The following is a 17,479-nucleotide window of genomic DNA, read 5'->3' on the forward strand; positions in this document are numbered from 1 at the left end:
TCAGAAATATAATTAATTTTATCTCAAGTCTTTATCTTCATCGCTAACAACTGCATCACTATTTATAATATCTGATATTCTCCATTTTAGTGCAGAATATCTATCAAAGCTTCTATTATTGTTTATCATAAACTGTACCGCTTTAATAGATCCTACTAAAACTACCATTTGCTTTGCTCTTGTTATTCCCGTATAAAGTAAGTTTTTATTCATCAAAAGAGGAGCACCCATAAATGCAGGTATAATAACAACTGGAAACTCACTTCCTTGGCTTTTATGTATAGTTATAGCGTAAGCCAAATCCAGTTCATCAAAAAATGTATTTTCATAAATTACTCTTCTTTCCTCATCAAACAATACTGTTATTATATCATTATCTTCATCTATGCTTTCAATATAGCCTACATCTCCATTAAAAACTCCAAGTCCTTCCTCTTCTCCATCACCTGAAATTCTATGCCATTTAAGGCTGTAATTATTCTTAACCTGCATAACTTTATCGCCGGTTCTAAATATCAAATCTCTAAATTGCCTTTCTGCCTTTAGAGAATGCTTTGGGTTTAATATATTTTGCAGCTCCTTATTTAAGCTTAAAACTCCAAGAATTCCTTTTCTCATGGGAGATAAAATTTGTATGTGCTGATCCTTATTCCACTTTTTATTAAACTTAGGCAGCCTCTTATCTATTAATTCAATAATAGTAGCTAAGGTTTCATTTTGATTTTCATTTCTTATAAAATAAAAATCTTTATTTTTTTCATTTAAAAGAGGCATTTCTCCATTATTTATTTTATGTGCATTTACAATGATCATGCTCTCCTGTGCCTGTCTGAATATATGCTTAAGTCTAACTACCTTTACACAGTTGCTTTCAATTATATCCCTTAAAACATTTCCCGGACCTACAGATGGAAGCTGATCTACGTCTCCAACTATAATTACTCTTGTTCCAACTCCTACTGCCTTTAATAGGCTATTCATAAGCATTATATCAATCATAGAGGCTTCATCTACTATAACTACATCACACTCTAATGGAGAACCTTCATCCTTAATAAACTCTAACGATTCATCGTCTTCTACCCCTAATTCTAGAAGTCTATGAATAGTTTTTGCTTCTCTTCCAGTAGCTTCACTCATTCTTTTAGCAGCTCTTCCAGTTGGAGCAGCCATAAAAACTTTCATTCCTGCTTTTTCAAAAATACCTGTTATACAATTTATTATTGTAGTTTTCCCTGTGCCGGGACCGCCAGTTATGACTTCTATACCATTTTCAACAGCACCAATAATAGCTTCATTTTGAGAATCTGCAAACTTTATATTATTTTCCTTTTCAAACTGCTGAATTTCAAACTCAACATCAGTATTAATAGGCTGATAATCAGTAAAAGATAAATTTATAATTTTCTTAGTTACACTAAGCTCACAATAATAGAATAGAAGTGAAAATACACACTTTTCATCATTAACAACTTCTATTTTTATCTTTCCATCCAAAGTATTATCATAAAGTACCTTTTCGATATCCTCTTCAAGTACACCAAGAATTTCTTTACCTTCCTTTAGTAATTTATTCAACGGTATATAGGTATTTCCCATTGCGCAAAAATCGTTTATAATATAGTTTATTCCGCTTCCTATTCTAAAAGGAGAATTTAATTCAACTCCTAAACTTCTTGCAATTTTATCAGCTGTTTTAAAGCCAATACCTGAAATTTCTTCTGTTAGTATATATGGATTTTGATTAACAACATCAATAGATGCTGCACCAAATCTTTTATATATTTTCACGCATTGATTTGTTGTTACTCCATAATTTTGAAGAAAAATCATTATATTCTTAACTTCCCTCTGTTTCAAATAGGACTCCCTGATTACTTGAATTTTTTTATAACCTATACCCTCTATCTCTTCTAACCTATCTATATCATTATCCAATATTTCTAAAGCCTTATCTCCAAACTTTTCAACTATTTTTTTTGCAGTTATTGGTCCAATACCTGTAATAATTCCTGAAGAAAGATATTTTTCAATTTCTGAAGCCGTAGTAGGTAATATTTCTTCATAGCTCTCTACATTAAATTGTTTTCCAAATTGAGGATGTATATTCCAATTTCCTTGAAAATTAAAGTTTTGACCTTCTGAAATATTAGGTATATATCCTTTTATTGTAGTTATTACCTTATTATCAACTATATGCGCAATTACAAAACCGTTTGACTCATTTTGAAATACTATCTCATCAATTACTCCATGTATTTCTGGCATATAATCTCTCCTATACTTTATATACTTAATTATTACTAATAATAATCATAATTATAGAATACCCTATTATAAAGGAATTCTCAACCTTATATAGTTAGTAGAATTATTATCAGATAACAGTTTTTGTAATCATTGCAATGTAGTTGACTATAGCCTTCATAAAAACTACAATATAGTTAAACATACACATTAAAGGAGGCATTTTAATGTTAATTAAAAACTGCAAAATAATCTTTGAAGATAAAATAGAAATAGGAAGTTTACTAATTAGAAATGGTAAAATTGAAAAAATCAATCCTTCTTCAAATGAAAATGATGAAATAATTGATGCTAAAGGTCTTTATATTTCCCCAGGATTTATTGATGTTCATATTCATGGTGCCGGCGGCTTCGATACTATGGATGGAACGAAGGAATCCATAAATACAATCGCAAAAACTATTGCAAGCTTTGGAACTACTTCTTTTCTTCCAACCACTATGACTTGTGCTTTAGATGACATAAAGAAATCAGTTGAGGTATCCGCTGAATGTATGAAAGAAGGAACCGAGGGTGCTAATGTTGCAGGAGTTCATCTTGAAGGTCCTTTTATAAGTCCAGCAATGATAGGAGCTCAAAATCCTAACTTCATTCAAACGCCTTCTATAGACACTTTTAACTACATGGTTGGAGATAATATAGATGCAATAAAGAGCATAACTCTAGCCCCAGAAGTGAAGGGTTCCTTAGAACTTATTAAATATTTAAAAGATAAGAATATTATTGTTTCCATTGGTCATTCAAAAGCTACTTATAAAGAGGCCTTAGAAGGTATAGAATGTGGAATCGGTCATTCTACCCATCTTTATAATGCCATGACGCCTCTTCATCATAGAGAACCAGGAATAGTAGGAGCTATTTTTGATACTGACATAACCACAGAAACTATTTCTGATGGAATTCATATCAGCTATCCTTCTTTAAGAGTAGCCTATAAACAAAAGGGTTTTAACAAAGTTTTATTAGTTACTGATGCTATGATGGCCTGCGGTATGCCTGAAGGAAAATATTCTCTTGGAGGTCAGGATGTTTTTGTAAAAGATGGAGCTGCAAGATTAAAAGAAGGTAATTTAGCTGGCTCAATTCTTACTTTAGATAAGGCTGTAAGAAATGTTTATAAAAACTCTAATTATGAACTTTACGATATAATTAAAATGGCAACTTACAATGGTGCAAAACATTGTAAGCTAGACAATAGGAAAGGACTTATTAAAGAGGGCTATGATGCTGACTTGGTTTTATTTGATGAAGATATAAATATAAAGAAAGTAATTATTGGCGGGAAGGTTTTTAAATAATAATTAAGCTCTAGCTATGCTAGAGCTTAATTATTATTTATTTTGAATATAATTTGCTATTCCTCTCTCAAGACCATAGGATATTAATGGTATAAAGATTAAAGCAAGTAAAGAAACAGTAATTGCTTCTGGATTAACTTTATATGCCCACTGCATAGTATTTACAAACTTAAAAACAGAGTATACAGACAATAGTGCAGTTCCTACTGCAATTATTCCTATAGCTATGAACAATCTATTGAAACCAACTCTTACGTTATGAAAAAACCTAACTAATTTTTTACCCCATATATTCTTCATTTTTTACCTCTTTCTATATATCCGTATATTTAAATTAACTTTATAAGTGTTTATAAATTATTTTTTACAATTGTTTGAAAAATATTCTTATATTATTGATATTTGTAATAGGAGCCTTTTTTAAACAAATGCTTATTAAAGTATATAAGACTGTTGGCATAGCCAACAGTCTTACTAAATTTTATAAATATTTTTTAATCTCTTTTGCTTTATCTAGTCTCTCCCATGGAAGATCTATATCTGTTCTTCCAAAGTGTCCGTAAGCTGCAGTCTGTTTATATATAGGTCTTCTTAAGTCTAGATCCCTAATAATAGCTGCAGGTCTTAAATCAAAGACTTTATTTATTACATCTATAATCTTATCATCATATATTTTTCCTGTTCCAAAAGTATCAACTTCTATAGATACCGGCTTTGCAACTCCGATAGCATAAGCAAGTTCTATTTCAAGCTTATCAGCAACACCAGCTGCTACAAGATTTTTAGCAACCCATCTTGCTGCATAAGCTGCTGATCTGTCAACTTTAGTTGGATCTTTCCCAGAGAATGCTCCTCCTCCATGTCTTCCATATCCGCCATAAGTATCAACAATAATTTTTCTACCTGTAAGTCCTGAGTCTCCTTGAGGACCTCCTATGACAAATCTACCTGTAGGATTTATTAAATACTTTGTATTTTCATCAAGAAGCTCTACAGGAACAACCTTATTAATAACATGTTCAATTAAATCTTTTTCAATTTCTTCACGAGTTACATCCGGATTATGTTGAGTAGATATAACAATTGTATCTATTCTCACAGGTTTATTATCTTCATACTCTACTGTAACTTGTGTCTTTCCATCAGGTCTTAAATATGAAAGAGTTTCATTTTTTCTAACCTCGGAAAGCTTTCTTGAAAGTCTGTGAGCCATTGCGATTGGAAGAGGCATATATTCTGGAGTTTCATTTGTAGCAAACCCAAACATCATACCCTGATCTCCTGCCCCTATAGCTTCAATTTTATCCATTTGTCCATTTTTAGCTTCAAGAGCTTCATCAACTCCCATAGCTATATCTGTTGACTGCTCGTCTATAGATGTAAGAACAGAACAAGTATCGCAGTCAAAACCATATTTTGCTCTAGTATATCCTATTTCTTCAATAGTTTTTCTTACAACCTTAGGGATATCCACATAACAATTTGTTGATATTTCTCCCATAACTAAAACCATACCAGTTGTTACTGCTGTTTCGCATGCCACTCTGGCATTAGGATCCTGAGCTAGTATTGCATCCAACACAGAGTCGGAAATTTGATCACAAATTTTATCTGGATGTCCTTCAGTAACCGATTCAGATGTGAATAATCTTCTCATTTGAAAATCTCCTTTCATTATATATTACTTTCATTATTTTTAAATTAGATAAAACAAAACCTCTTCTATAAGAAGAGGCACCTTAGCGCATCCCTTATCTTGCAGTTCTGCTGGAATTGGCACCTTAGTATTAAACCGGTTGCCGGGCTTCACAGGGCCATGTCCCTCCACCTCTCTTGATAAGAGTTTATATTGAATTTTAATCCTTAGATATAATATCATAGTAATATTTTACTGTCAACAAAATTCTATTTCTTTTTTCATATTTTGATGGTTTTTATTTCTTAGTACTTCCATAAACCTTATCATACTTGCTGCCTAAATCTCTGATTGATTCATATTCTTTATCAGGCAATCTTTGCTTAAGTAAATTTATAGCATTTGCTACTTCTTTTGCAGTGCTGCCTTCAAGGTAAGTACTTATCTTTTGCTTATCTATTGATGACAACTTTTTAGATAATGAAAGTAGTCTTTCTTTTTCGTATTCTGTCAGTTCAATCTTTTCATCATTATTATCAAAGTCGTACTCTCTATCGCTTATAGTTATTTGAGACTTTTGCTGTACCCCATCATATTCAATATGTAAACTTCTATTTAAATCTTCTATTTTATTTAAAGCAGTATTTTTCATGTTAGTTATTCTAATGTCAAATTTACTTATGCTGCATTTAATTGCGCTGCTATTTAAAAAAACATTTATAAATAAATAAATAGCTGTAAAAAAAACAACTAAACTAGAGTAAATCTTTTTATTCACATTTAACCTCCTTTGGGGCCGGAAACTACTTAATTTAACCCATATACTCCTACAGTAAATTACATGCTAAAAGTTATGTTTCAATAGAATCCATATTAATTTATTTTTTCCATTATATATAAAATTTATTCAAATTTTCTTATATTCTAATAAAACACCACATATATATTATTGAGAAGTTTATAAATTTCATATGAATATGAAGCAAAGCAGTATAAGCACGGCAAGGGGGGTATTTTCTTGAATAAAGTAAAAACACATTATAAAAATCCTTTAGCTTACTATGATATAGCGAACTTCCTAAAAGATTATATGGATGAAAATACAATAATAGTATGTATAGGCACTGATAGATGTATAGGAGACTGTTTAGGACCTTTAGTAGGAACTTTTTTAAAAGAAAGTTTTTTCCCTTGTCCAGTATTCGGCACAATATCAGATCCAATTCACGCCCTAAATATAGATAAAAGACTTTTTGAAATAAAAACTCTTTACCCTAAGGGCAATATATTAGGAATCGATGCTTGCCTTGGTGATGGCGATAGTATTGGTGAGATTCAAGCTAGGGACTATCCTATTCATCCTGGGAAAGGCGTAGGTAAATCTCTACCTGATGTTGGAAGAGTTTCGGTTATTGGAATAGTTGATTCCAGTGACAGTAGTGAACTGTTTACTAACAGAAACATAAGACTTGACTTAATTATGAGTTTATCAAAAGTAATATGTCATTCAATAATTCACTCCTACCACCTTTACTCTAGAGACATTTAATTCCTAGATAATAAAAAATAGGCTCTACCACATGGTAAAGCCTATTTTTTATTTATCAATTAAAGAAATATCATATCCATTACTGCCTATATCTATTTTGTCCATATATTCCAAAGTCTTACCTGTTCCTAGTGCAACACATGATACTGCATTTTCTGCTATACGAACTGGAACCTTTGTAACATCTGCAATAAGCTTATCAAGACCATTCAAAAGGGCACCGCCGCCAGTCATAATTATACCTTTATCTGCTATATCAGCAGCTAGTTCCGGAGGTGTTTTTTCTAATACTGAATGAGTACAATCAGCAATAGCATGAACAGTTTCTCTAAGCGCTTCTCTCATTTCTTCTGAGGATACAATTATATTTTTGGGAAGACCTGTTACAAGATCTCTTCCTCTTATTTCCATAGTAATTTCTTCATCTTTTTTATATGCAGAACCAATATTAATTTTTAAATTTTCTGCTGTTCTTTCACCAATCATCAGCTTATGCTTTTTCCTAATATATCTTATAATTGCTTCATCAAACTTATCTCCTGCCACCTTAATAGATGACCTTACAACTATACCACCTAAAGAAATTACTGCAATATCAGTAGTACCCCCACCAATATCTATAACCATATTTCCACTTGCTTCTGTTATGTCAAGATTAGCACCAATAGCTGCTGCTAATGGTTCTTCAATCAAATAAACTTTTTTTGCTCCTGCATTAACAGCCGCATCTCTAACAGCTCTTTTTTCTACCTCTGTAGCTTGGCACGGAATACATACCATAACTCTAGGAGCTGAAATTCTTCTTTTACCACAAGCCTTCCGTATAAAATGCTTAAGCATTGTTTCTGTAATGTCGTAATCTGATATAACACCATCTCTTAATGGACGAATTGCCACTATATTTCCTGGAGTTCTTCCAATCATTTGCCTTGCTTCCTCACCAACAGCCCTTACTTTATTATTGCTCTTATCAATTGCAACCACAGAAGGCTCTTCGAGTATAACACCCTTTCCCTTGATATAAACAAGCACCGTTGCCGTACCTAAATCTATGCCCATGTCAGTTCCTAAATTAAAAAACATTCCTATCCTCACTCCGTCTCTTTTGTATCATATAATACAAGTAATTTTTAGCTTGAATTATAACCCACTTAATTCTTATAATTCAATTATAATAGGAATGTTATTAACCTTCAATAGCTTTATACTTCATTTTGGTAGCTTTTCCACCTCTTATATGCCTTTCAGCCTTGTTATAATCTAAAATATTTTTTGCCTCATCCGCTACTTGAGGATTTATTTTAGGTAACCTCTCTGTCATATCTTTATGAATTGTACTTTTACTTACTCCAAATACCTTGGCTGTTTTTCGTATTGTAGCTTTTGAACTAATAATGTAGTTTGCAACTTCAAGAACTCTTTCTTCAATGTAGTCTTTCAAAGTGCTACCTCCTTAACCCTTCTATAATTATAAATATGCATTTTAACTTTGTTAAATTACTTTCATTAGCCATTTTCCGATAAATATTTCAGAAAACAGCTAATGAAAAACATTAAGATAATATTATGTTTGCGGAAACTAAATCATAAATTATTTAGCTTATACAATTGCTCCAAACTACTTTGTGTCATATTTTATATATTTAGCTGGATCAACGTAATCTTTCCCTTTTAAAACAGCAAAGTGCAAGTGACTGCCATACTTTTCATACGAAGTTCTAAGTGTTGTATTACCAACCTTACCTATTTTTGCACCTTTTTTAACTGTCTGACCCTTAGTAACAGCTATTGCAGGGTCTAAGTTAGCATAAACAGTTTTTAATCCGTTTTGATGATTAATTACTACCTGTTTACCATATCCTTCCTTACTATCGCCAACTTCTTCTACTTTTCCATCTAAAGCTGAAAAAACATCTTTGCCTAAGTCAGCTTTAATATCAATGCCGAAGTTAGGTCTATATGTTTCAGTAGTATCCGACCATACTGGATCTTCTGAATATGCTCTAGCAAGAACACCTTCAACAGGTTTTGCAAATTTAGTATCTACACTACTTGAAACTGCAGCAGTTCCAGTCTTTGGAACATTTACATTGTTATTAGCATTGGTAGTAGTATTAGGTTTTTTAACCTGCAAAGCACCTGGGTAGTCTACTGTAGGCTCTTCCGCTATAACCCCTGTAGGTTTTGTATTATTTGCTTGCTCTTGAGCCACTGGCGGCTTTACAGCTTTTTTTGCTGTTCTTGAAGTAAGTGCAGCGACAGTAGCAACTATGCACAAGCATACAAACAGGATTACATAAAAGCCCTCCTTCTTGAAAAAGTTTGACGTTTTGCTGAATAATTTTTTGTCCATACAAACACCTCCTTTTTGTAGTTTGTCCAGAGCTTAGCAAATAATACATATTTTATGAAATTTTAGTGTTATTTTTTTCCTTATTTTTTGACAAATTACGATTATTTTTATGCTAAAAAACATGCCCTAAGGCATGTTTTTATTAAAATTCATTTAATATCATCTATTTTTTCTATTTTAACTCCTTGATAATAATGAGTTAAAATCTGCTTATAATTACTTCCACCCTTAGCCATAGCTCCTGCACCATATTGACTCATTCCAACGTCGTGTCCATAGCCCTTGGTGATTATTTCAACATCTTTTGAATTAAACTTGAAAGTAAAATTTGATGACTTTAAGTTAAGCATTTCTCTATATTGAGGTCCTGTTATTACTATGCTTCCTAAGGCTATTTTTTTTACACTGCCTCCTCCAGAGGTTGTCTCCTTTATGATCATTTGTGAGCTTAACTTTTTTGATGTTACTCCTGCCTTAGGATATTTTGAGTTTATAATATTTGCAAGTTCATTATAAGTATATTTTTTTATTGTTTGAAAATCTTTCAAAGATTTATCTTGAGAACTATCTACACTTTTCAAGTACGGTACATCCATTGAGAATACATCAGCAGCATTTTCCGTTCTTCCGCTGCTCATTGAAAAATAATATGGACTTTTAATTATACTTCCGTCATATGTAATAACTTCTCCTGCAGTTTGTTTCACTGCCTCAGTTATCTTAGCCCAATATTCTTCTGCATTTTTTTTAGGCCAATCGTTGAACCTGCCTTCTTTCGTTTTATAAACTTGGCAATGCACTGTATCACATATATCTGCACCTTTATCCTTTGAAATAGTACATGTACTGCCTCCAAGCTTCTCCATATGAGATAATGCATAGGTTCTTGCTGCCACTGCTTGTGCTTTTAAAGCTTCTATATCAAACTCCGCCGGCATCTCTCCTGAGACTACACCTCTTACATAATCTTCAAGACTCATATCTACAACTTTATCTTGTTCTGTCAAAAAAACTTTTATATTTGTTTCTCCTTTTACATTTTTAAGCACTATATTGTTATTATTTAAATTAAATTTATTAATAATACCCTTACTATTTATAATACTTCCACTCTTACTTCCTATACCAACTATAATTACTGCCAATAAAATCATTATAATCATACTGCCTATTATAGCTAAAACCATTTTCTTTAATTGAATAGATACATTTACTCTCTGCATTTGAATCCCCCTCTTTGGTTAATATACCTATTTAAGTCTATTAAGGGGATTTTATAATTATTACTTTAAAAATAAAACTTAAAAAGGCTGACTTTCAAGTCAACCTCTATTAATCAATATTTAATCCTTTCTATATCTGCTCCTAACCCTTTTAGCTTTTTCTCTATATTTACATAACCTCTATCCACATGATATATATCACTAATTTCAGTTATACCTTCTGCTGCAAGGCCTGCTATAATTAGCGCAGCCCCAGCTCTTAAGTCAGTTGCTTTAACTTCCGATCCTGAAAGCTTTTCCACACCCTCAATCACAGCACTTCTACCGTCAATTTTTATATTTGCCCCCATTCTTTTTAGCTCTTGAGCATGCATAAATCTATTTTCAAAGACAGTTTCTGTAATTATACTGGTTCCCTTAACTCCACATAAAAGGCTCATCATCTGAGCTTGCATATCTGTAGGGAATCCTGGATACGGCATAGTTTTAATATCTACTGGCTTCAAAGCACAATTTCCATCAACAATTATATTATCTCCATTTATCTCCATCGATACTCCCATTTCTGTTAACTTTGCTATGACAGGCTTTAAATGCTCTTCATTTATCCCGCAAACTTCTATTTTACTCCTTGTTATAGCGGCAGCAGCCATATATGTCCCTGCTTCTATTCTATCGAAAATAGGTCTATGAGTTGTACCTTTTAAACTTTTCACTCCCATTATTTTAATTGTATCTGTACCAGCACCTGTTATTATGCCTCCCATACTATTTAAAAAGCTTGCTAAATCTTCAATTTCTGGTTCAGCAGCTGAGTTTTCTATTATAGTTTCACCTTCTGCCATTACCGCGGCCATCATTATATTTTCAGTGGCACCAACCGAAGGAAAGTCTAAATATATTTTATTACCTATAAGCCTATTTGCCGATGCTTCAACATATCCGTGCCCTATACTTACCTCTGCCCCCAGTGCGGTAAGACCCTTCAAATGCAAATCAATGGGTCTGGTACCAATATTACATCCTCCAGGAAGAGATATCTTAAATTTGCCAAACCTTGCAATCATTGGCCCCATAACTAAAAAAGATGCTCTCATCTTTCTAACAAGCTCACTAGATGGTTCACCATATTTTAAATTTGAAGTATCAATTGTTATAGAACTATTATTAATATTAATATTTGCAGATACACTTTTTAAAACATCACCAATTACAAAAACATCTTCAAGCATTGGAGCATTTTCTATTACACATTTTTCATCACTTAATATACTTGCAACAATTATTGGAAGAACTGAATTCTTAGCTGAGCTTACATATACTCTTCCGCTTAAATTTATGCCGCCTTTTACCACTATTTTTTCCATTGATATCCCCCATTTCGTTCATTTAATAGCTCGTTATAATTACAGGTGTTCCTATTATGATATAGTTTCCAGATGAATAACTGCATACTGCAAAATTAAAGTCTATCTTTTCACCATCACTTGTTACAGGTTCATATCTGTTTGTGTTAGCAGTAGTACTGAAGCCGTTAGATAAGACTATAGTATCAATATTACTTGCATTTTGTTCCTTTAAAATATTTATCACTTTATTATTAACTATATTTTTATCATCATCATTAATTTTTGCTTTTAAGTACTGAAAATATTTTATGTCACCCTTATCTTGTTCTATATTATTTTCAAATAAGCTTATAAGTTCAGACAAGCCATTTTTAGAATCATTTTTAGAAATATTAACCGTCACAACATTATGATTATCATTAGCTAAACTTTCTATGTAACCCTTATATACATTATTATTAAATTCTAAACAATAGCTATCATTATTTTTAACTACATTTACTTCTCCGTTATTGAGCCCTAACTTTTTAAGAAGCTTAATGCAATACTCTTCTCCATTATTATTTATATCAAAGCTGGCTTTAATTCCATATTCTAAAGTCTTTCCTTCTGTTTTTTCCAATATACTGTTAAATAAATCCACATTCTTTTTTGCATAAGATAAATCATTATAATTCCCCAAAGATATCATAAGCATCAGAATTAATATAAAAATTTTATTTTTCATCGTAACCCTCCCAAAACTCCTTTAAGACAGAGTATTATTAAATTACACAATTAATATCAAGACTTATCTTTTATATCTGTCTTTTAGAATTATGGACAAGATTCCTTAGTTTTATTCCTAAGTATATTATTAATATATAAAAATCACTAAAAAATGTGAAAAAAAAGAAGGCCTAAGCCTTCTACAATCATCTTTGTACTATTAATGCTGTTCCCATACCCCCGCCTATGCATAAAGTTGCTAGACCTTTTTTAGCTTCTCTTCTCTTCATCTCATATAATAATGTAACAAGAATCCTAGCTCCTGATGCACCAATAGGATGTCCTATAGCTATTGCTCCTCCATTTACGTTAACCTTTTCCATATCAAAATTTAAATCTTTAGCAACGGCTAAACTTTGGGCAGCAAATGCTTCATTTGCCTCTATTAAATCTATATCATCAATACATAATCCAGCTTTCTTAAGTGCTTTTGAAACTGCCTCATAGGGACCATAGCCCATTATTGATGGTTCTACACCTCCTTGAGCATAAGTCGTAATCTTAGCTAAAGGTTCTATTCCTAATTCTTTAGCTTTATCAGCACTCATAACTACTAATGCTGCAGCACCATCATTTATTCCTGAAGCGTTACCGGCAGTCACTGTTCCATCTTTTTTAAAGGCCGGTTTTAATTTTCTTAAGCCCTCGATAGTAGCTCCAAAACGTGGAAATTCGTCTTTTTCAAATACCTTAGGATCTCCTTTTCTCTGTGGTATTATAACTGGTACAATTTCTTCTTTAAACTTACCATTGTTGATAGCTTTTTCAGCTTTTAACTGAGAATTAAGAGAAAACTCATCCTGCATTTCTCTTGTTATTCCCCACTTTTCCGCTACGTTCTCAGCTGTTATCCCCATATGATAACCATTAAAAACATCAGTTAACCCTTCACTCAGCATAGAATCAACAAGTGAGCCATTACCCATTCTTTGTCCCCACCTAGCATCATTTAAAAGATACGGTGCTCTAGACATATTTTCCATACCGCCTGCAATAATTATTTCTGCATCTCCTGCCTTAATAATTTGTGCCGCAAGCTCTACTGCCCTTAAACCTGAACCACAAACCTTGTTGATTGTCATAGCTGGTACTTCAACCGGCAATCCAGCCTTAATGCTTGCTTGTCTTGCTGTATTTTGTCCCAGTCCTGCTTGAAGAACATTCCCCATAATCACTTCATCAATATCTTCAGCTTTTATATTAGCTCTCTTTAGTGCTTCCTTTATTACTATTGCTCCAAGTTCAGGAGCTGGTACATCTTTCAAGCTTCCACCAAAAGAACCTACAGCAGTTCTAACAGCACTTACAATAACAACCTCTTTCACAATAATTCCCCCCATCATATTTAACATATTATCTGTTTTACAAGTAAACAATTACATTATATATTTTTTTGAATATTTTATCAACTTTGAATTTATAAAAAAAATCACAAGTCCTATTTATAAAAACTTGTGATTCTATGTACTATATTCTATTATAAATTAAATTCCTTCGGTTTATTAATTTTATATCCAAAGCTATATAATATAGCATCAACTATCCTTTGAGATGCATTTCCATCTCCATATGGATTTACGGCTTTACTCATTTTATCATACTCATTTTGATTTCTTATCAATTTGTTAGCATTTTCTATTATTTCATTCATATCAGTTCCTACTAACTTCACAGTTCCTGAATTAACTGCTTCAGGTCTTTCCGTTACATCTCTAAGGACTAAAACCGGTTTTCCTAAATGGGGTGCTTCTTCTTGAAGCCCGCCGGAATCAGTCATTACCATAAAGCATTTGTTCATAAGATTATGCGTCTCTTTTGTATCTAAGGGTGGAAGAAGATGAACTCTGGAAGTACCCTCTAAATACTTATAAACCACGTCTTTGACAACAGGATTTAGATGCACTAGATACACTAATTCAACATCTTCATTACTATCAACTACTTGCTTTAAAGCTTTGCAAATATTTTCAATGCCTTCTCCCCAATTTTCTCTTCTGTGTGCAGTTACCATTATAACTTTTTTATTTTTATAATCTATTGTATTAAGAATTTCGGTACTAAATATGTAATTATTATCTACTGTAAAGTTCATTGCATCTATGACAGTGTTCCCAGTTATAAATATATTCTCTTCCTTAACGGCCTCTCTAAGAAGATTAGCCTTAGAGCTTTCTGTTGGCGCAAAATGAAAGTCAGCAATAGCTCCTGTAAGTTTTCTATTCATCTCTTCTGGAAATGGAAAATATTTATCAAAGGTTCTGAGTCCTGCTTCGACATGACCAACTTTAATCTGCTTATAAAATGCCGCTAGTGCCCCTGCAAAAGTTGTAGTTGTATCACCATGAACGAGTATTAAGTCTGGCTTTTCACTTTCAAAAACTTCCTCTAGCCCTTCAATTACTCTTGTAGTAATTCCTGTTAAACTTTGCTTTGCTTTCATTATATTTAAATCGAAGTCAGGTTTAACATTGAAAAGTTCAAGTACTTGATCCAGCATTTCCCTATGCTGAGCAGTTACACAAACTTTAGAATCAATCTCTTCTCTTTTTTCAAGTTCCTTTACAAGTGGAGCCATTTTCACAGCTTCTGGCCTTGTTCCAAAAATAGTTATTACTTTGATTTTTTTCATTTGAATCATCTCCTACTTTACTGTTCCTTATGTTTAAAAAACCCCAACTTCCATGCTAAAAAAACTATTATCATCAGTACAAAAGTCATTAAAAAATAAGATCTCACTGTGCTAATCATCATAGCAATAATTGCTATTCCTCCTAATATCGCACTGATTAAATACATAATTACTACAACTTGTCTTTGAGTCATTCCTAAATCTAATAATCTATGATGAAGATGTCCTCTATCTCCTTGAGATATTGGTTTCCCATTAACCTTTCGTCTTATCATGGCAAAAAGTGTATCATATATAGGAAGACCAAGTGCCAAAATAGGAACTGAAATTGCAAAAGCTGCAGCAGATTTTATTGTTCCTACCATTGATATAGCGGCAAGCAGGAATCCTAAAAGCTGAGCCCCGGTATCTCCCATAAATATAGATGCTGGATTAAAATTAAATGGAAGAAACCCTAAAATAGCACCGCCTAAAATAGCAGTAAGTATAGAAGCCTCATATCTTCCATAAATAACAGAGATTACAAATATTGTTATAGTTGAAATAAGCGCTACACCGGCAGCTAATCCGTCCAATCCATCAATCAAATTTAAAGCATTGGTTATTCCAACTACCCAAAATATAGTAAATGGATAAGCAAACCAACTGATATTAACCATTCCATCTGTTCCACCAAAAGGATTTGTGAGTATGTTAATTTTTACACCACTTACTATTAATACTATGGCTGCAACTATTTGAAATATTAATTTTATCCCAGGTTTTAATTCTTTTATATCGTCTATTACTCCTCCAATAACAATTATAGTTGCACCTATAATTATTCCCAATTCTCTTCCTTCTAACATTCCTTGTTTAAGAATTAATGTAATTATAAAAGATATATAAATTGCCAAGCCTCCTAAAAGAGGTATTGGCTTTTTATGCACTCTTCTCTCATCTTTTGGTATATCAATAGCATTAATTCTAACTGCTAATTTTTTTACTATTGGAGTAGACAAAGCAGCTATCAGTATTGCTATTATACTTAATGTATAATTGCCCATAAATTACCTTCCTATGTATAAAAATTTAGTTTATTTTAATAGATACTATCCTCTTTTAATGAATCATCATTTTCAATCCACTCGTCAACAATAACAATTCTGAATTCTCTCTTGGTATCCCTTATAATAACCTTTTCAATACCAGAATTAATAATAAACCTTTTACATAATGAACAGGAAGAGGCGTTCTTAACATAACTGCCATCATTTTGCTCTTTTCCTACGAGATATAAAATAGTTCCTATCATGTCTTGCCTTCGTGCTGAAATTATTGCATTTTGCTCTGCATGCACAGATCTGCATAATTCATATCTTGTACCTCTTGGTACATTCAACTGTTCTCTTTTGCAGTAACCTAGCTCACAGCAGTTCTTTCTTCCTCTCGGCGCACCACTATAGCCTGTAGATATTATTTCATCATTTTTAACTATAATTGCTGCATAATTCCGCCTTAAACATGTGCCTCTTTCAAGTACAGTTTCACATATATCTAGATAATAATTATGTTTATCAATTCTTTCCATGTTTCATCACCTCATGTTATGCATTAATATATATTATAAATGATATTATGAATAATTCAAAGTATATTATAGATAAACAATTTATTAAGTTTGATAATTTACAGCATAGATAAGGCGTGCTAATAACTTATCAGCACGCCAATTAAATATTTTTTAATTTATTTTGTTCCAAAAAGTCGGTCTCCGGCATCACCAAGACCAGGAACTATATATCCTTGCTCATTTAATTTTTCATCTATTGCAGCTACGTAAATATCAATATCTGGATGAGCGTCCATTACTGCTTTTACTCCCTCTGGAGCTGCAATCAAACACATGAGCCTTATATTTTTTGCACCTTTGTTTTTTAGCAATGTTATTGCATCTACAGCAGATCCACCAGTGGCAAGCATAGGATCAGTAACTATAACATCTCTCTCCCCTATGTCCTGTGGAAGCTTGCAGAAGTATTCCACTGGTTTTAAAGTAGTCTCATCTCTATAAAGACCTATATGTCCAACTTTAGCAGCAGGAATAAGCTTTAGCATTCCATCAACCATTCCAAGCCCAGCCCTTAAAATCGGAACTATTGCAACTTTTTTTCCAGCAAGCATTTTGCATTTAGCTATACATATTGGTGTCTCAATTTCAACTACTTCAAGCTGAAGATCACGAGTAACCTCATAAGCCATAAGCATTGCAACTTCTTCAACAAGTTCTCTAAAGTCCTTTGAACCAGTTTTCTTGTTTCTAATAAAAGCTAATTTATGAAGTATAAGTGGATGTGCTATTTGTGTAACTTTACTCATTTTATTTCC

17 protein-coding genes and 1 riboswitch are annotated in these 17,479 nt (G+C 32.5%); of the genes, 2 read left to right on the forward strand and 15 right to left on the reverse strand.

The annotated features are described in order from the left end of the window. Nucleotides 1-18: 18 nt before the first annotated feature. The gene (gene recD2, locus JK636_RS08350; RefSeq protein WP_202748365.1) at nt 19-2,268 is read right to left on the reverse strand and encodes an SF1B family DNA helicase RecD2; all 2,250 of its coding nucleotides are present in this window, start codon (nt 2,266-2,268) and stop codon (nt 19-21) included. A gap of 206 nt (nt 2,269-2,474) precedes the next feature. On the opposite strand from recD2, the gene nagA reads away from it, so the two are divergent. After that, complete coding sequence (gene nagA / locus JK636_RS08355) at nt 2,475-3,605, forward strand: N-acetylglucosamine-6-phosphate deacetylase (protein WP_202748366.1); 1,131 nt, start codon at nt 2,475-2,477, stop codon at nt 3,603-3,605. 33 nt (nt 3,606-3,638) lie between these two features. Here nagA and JK636_RS08360 read toward each other — a convergent pair whose 3' ends face one another. The 3 genes from JK636_RS08360 to JK636_RS08370 all read right to left on the reverse strand — a co-directional run bounded on the left by JK636_RS08360 (nt 3,639) and on the right by JK636_RS08370 (nt 6,019). Further along, nucleotides 3,639-3,905: a hypothetical protein gene (locus JK636_RS08360; RefSeq protein WP_202748367.1), complete on the reverse strand. Its 267-nt coding sequence runs from the start codon at nt 3,903-3,905 to the stop codon at nt 3,639-3,641. Nucleotides 3,906-4,086: 181 nt separating this feature from the next. Then, nucleotides 4,087-5,262, reverse strand: a complete 1,176-nt coding sequence (gene metK / locus JK636_RS08365; RefSeq protein ID WP_202748368.1) for a methionine adenosyltransferase — start codon at nt 5,260-5,262, stop codon at nt 4,087-4,089. 91 nt (nt 5,263-5,353) lie between these two features. After that, nucleotides 5,354-5,448, reverse strand: a riboswitch (SAM riboswitch). A gap of 91 nt (nt 5,449-5,539) precedes the next feature. Continuing rightward, nucleotides 5,540-6,019 carry a hypothetical protein gene (locus JK636_RS08370; RefSeq protein WP_202748369.1) on the reverse strand — a complete coding sequence of 160 codons (480 nt, stop codon included), beginning with the start codon at nt 6,017-6,019 and terminating at the stop codon, nt 5,540-5,542. A gap of 240 nt (nt 6,020-6,259) precedes the next feature. Between JK636_RS08370 and yyaC the strand changes: the two genes are divergently transcribed. Further along, nucleotides 6,260-6,790: a spore protease YyaC gene (gene yyaC, locus JK636_RS08375; protein ID WP_202748370.1), complete on the forward strand. Its 531-nt coding sequence runs from the start codon at nt 6,260-6,262 to the stop codon at nt 6,788-6,790. 48 nt (nt 6,791-6,838) lie between these two features. Here yyaC and mreB read toward each other — a convergent pair whose 3' ends face one another. From mreB to upp, 11 genes are all read right to left on the reverse strand, one after another. Then, a complete protein-coding gene (gene mreB / locus JK636_RS08380; RefSeq protein WP_202748371.1) occupies nt 6,839-7,873 on the reverse strand; it encodes a rod shape-determining protein in 1,035 nt (344 codons plus the stop codon). A gap of 103 nt (nt 7,874-7,976) precedes the next feature. After that, on the reverse strand, nt 7,977-8,231 hold the full coding sequence (gene spoIIID / locus JK636_RS08385; RefSeq protein ID WP_021653466.1) for a sporulation transcriptional regulator SpoIIID: 255 nt from the start codon (nt 8,229-8,231) through the stop codon (nt 7,977-7,979). Between the two features lie 177 nt (nt 8,232-8,408). Then, complete coding sequence (locus JK636_RS08390) at nt 8,409-9,143, reverse strand: M23 family metallopeptidase (protein ID WP_202748372.1); 735 nt, start codon at nt 9,141-9,143, stop codon at nt 8,409-8,411. Nucleotides 9,144-9,292: 149 nt separating this feature from the next. Next, nucleotides 9,293-10,366: a stage II sporulation protein D gene (gene spoIID, locus JK636_RS08395; protein ID WP_202748373.1), complete on the reverse strand. Its 1,074-nt coding sequence runs from the start codon at nt 10,364-10,366 to the stop codon at nt 9,293-9,295. Nucleotides 10,367-10,479: 113 nt separating this feature from the next. Continuing rightward, the gene (gene murA / locus JK636_RS08400) at nt 10,480-11,733 is read right to left on the reverse strand and encodes a UDP-N-acetylglucosamine 1-carboxyvinyltransferase (RefSeq protein ID WP_202748374.1); all 1,254 of its coding nucleotides are present in this window, start codon (nt 11,731-11,733) and stop codon (nt 10,480-10,482) included. Between the two features lie 22 nt (nt 11,734-11,755). After that, nucleotides 11,756-12,442, reverse strand: coding sequence for a YwmB family TATA-box binding protein (locus JK636_RS08405; protein WP_202748375.1), 687 nt, complete (start codon nt 12,440-12,442; stop codon nt 11,756-11,758). 187 nt (nt 12,443-12,629) lie between these two features. Next, nucleotides 12,630-13,808, reverse strand: coding sequence for an acetyl-CoA C-acetyltransferase (locus JK636_RS08410; RefSeq protein ID WP_202748376.1), 1,179 nt, complete (start codon nt 13,806-13,808; stop codon nt 12,630-12,632). 152 nt (nt 13,809-13,960) lie between these two features. Next, complete coding sequence (wecB, locus tag JK636_RS08415) at nt 13,961-15,112, reverse strand: non-hydrolyzing UDP-N-acetylglucosamine 2-epimerase (RefSeq protein WP_202748377.1); 1,152 nt, start codon at nt 15,110-15,112, stop codon at nt 13,961-13,963. A 17-nt stretch (nt 15,113-15,129) separates the two neighbouring features. Further along, nucleotides 15,130-16,158: a glycosyltransferase family 4 protein gene (locus JK636_RS08420; RefSeq protein ID WP_202748378.1), complete on the reverse strand. Its 1,029-nt coding sequence runs from the start codon at nt 16,156-16,158 to the stop codon at nt 15,130-15,132. Nucleotides 16,159-16,193: 35 nt separating this feature from the next. Continuing rightward, nucleotides 16,194-16,682, reverse strand: coding sequence for a deoxycytidylate deaminase (locus JK636_RS08425; RefSeq protein WP_202748379.1), 489 nt, complete (start codon nt 16,680-16,682; stop codon nt 16,194-16,196). 158 nt (nt 16,683-16,840) lie between these two features. After that, nucleotides 16,841-17,470: a uracil phosphoribosyltransferase gene (upp, locus tag JK636_RS08430; protein WP_202748380.1), complete on the reverse strand. Its 630-nt coding sequence runs from the start codon at nt 17,468-17,470 to the stop codon at nt 16,841-16,843. Nucleotides 17,471-17,479 lie beyond the last annotated feature (9 nt).

Origin of the sequence: Clostridium rhizosphaerae (assembly GCF_016765585.1) — a bacterium.
GTDB classification, from domain to species: domain Bacteria; phylum Bacillota; class Clostridia; order Clostridiales; family Clostridiaceae; genus Clostridium_AT; species Clostridium_AT rhizosphaerae.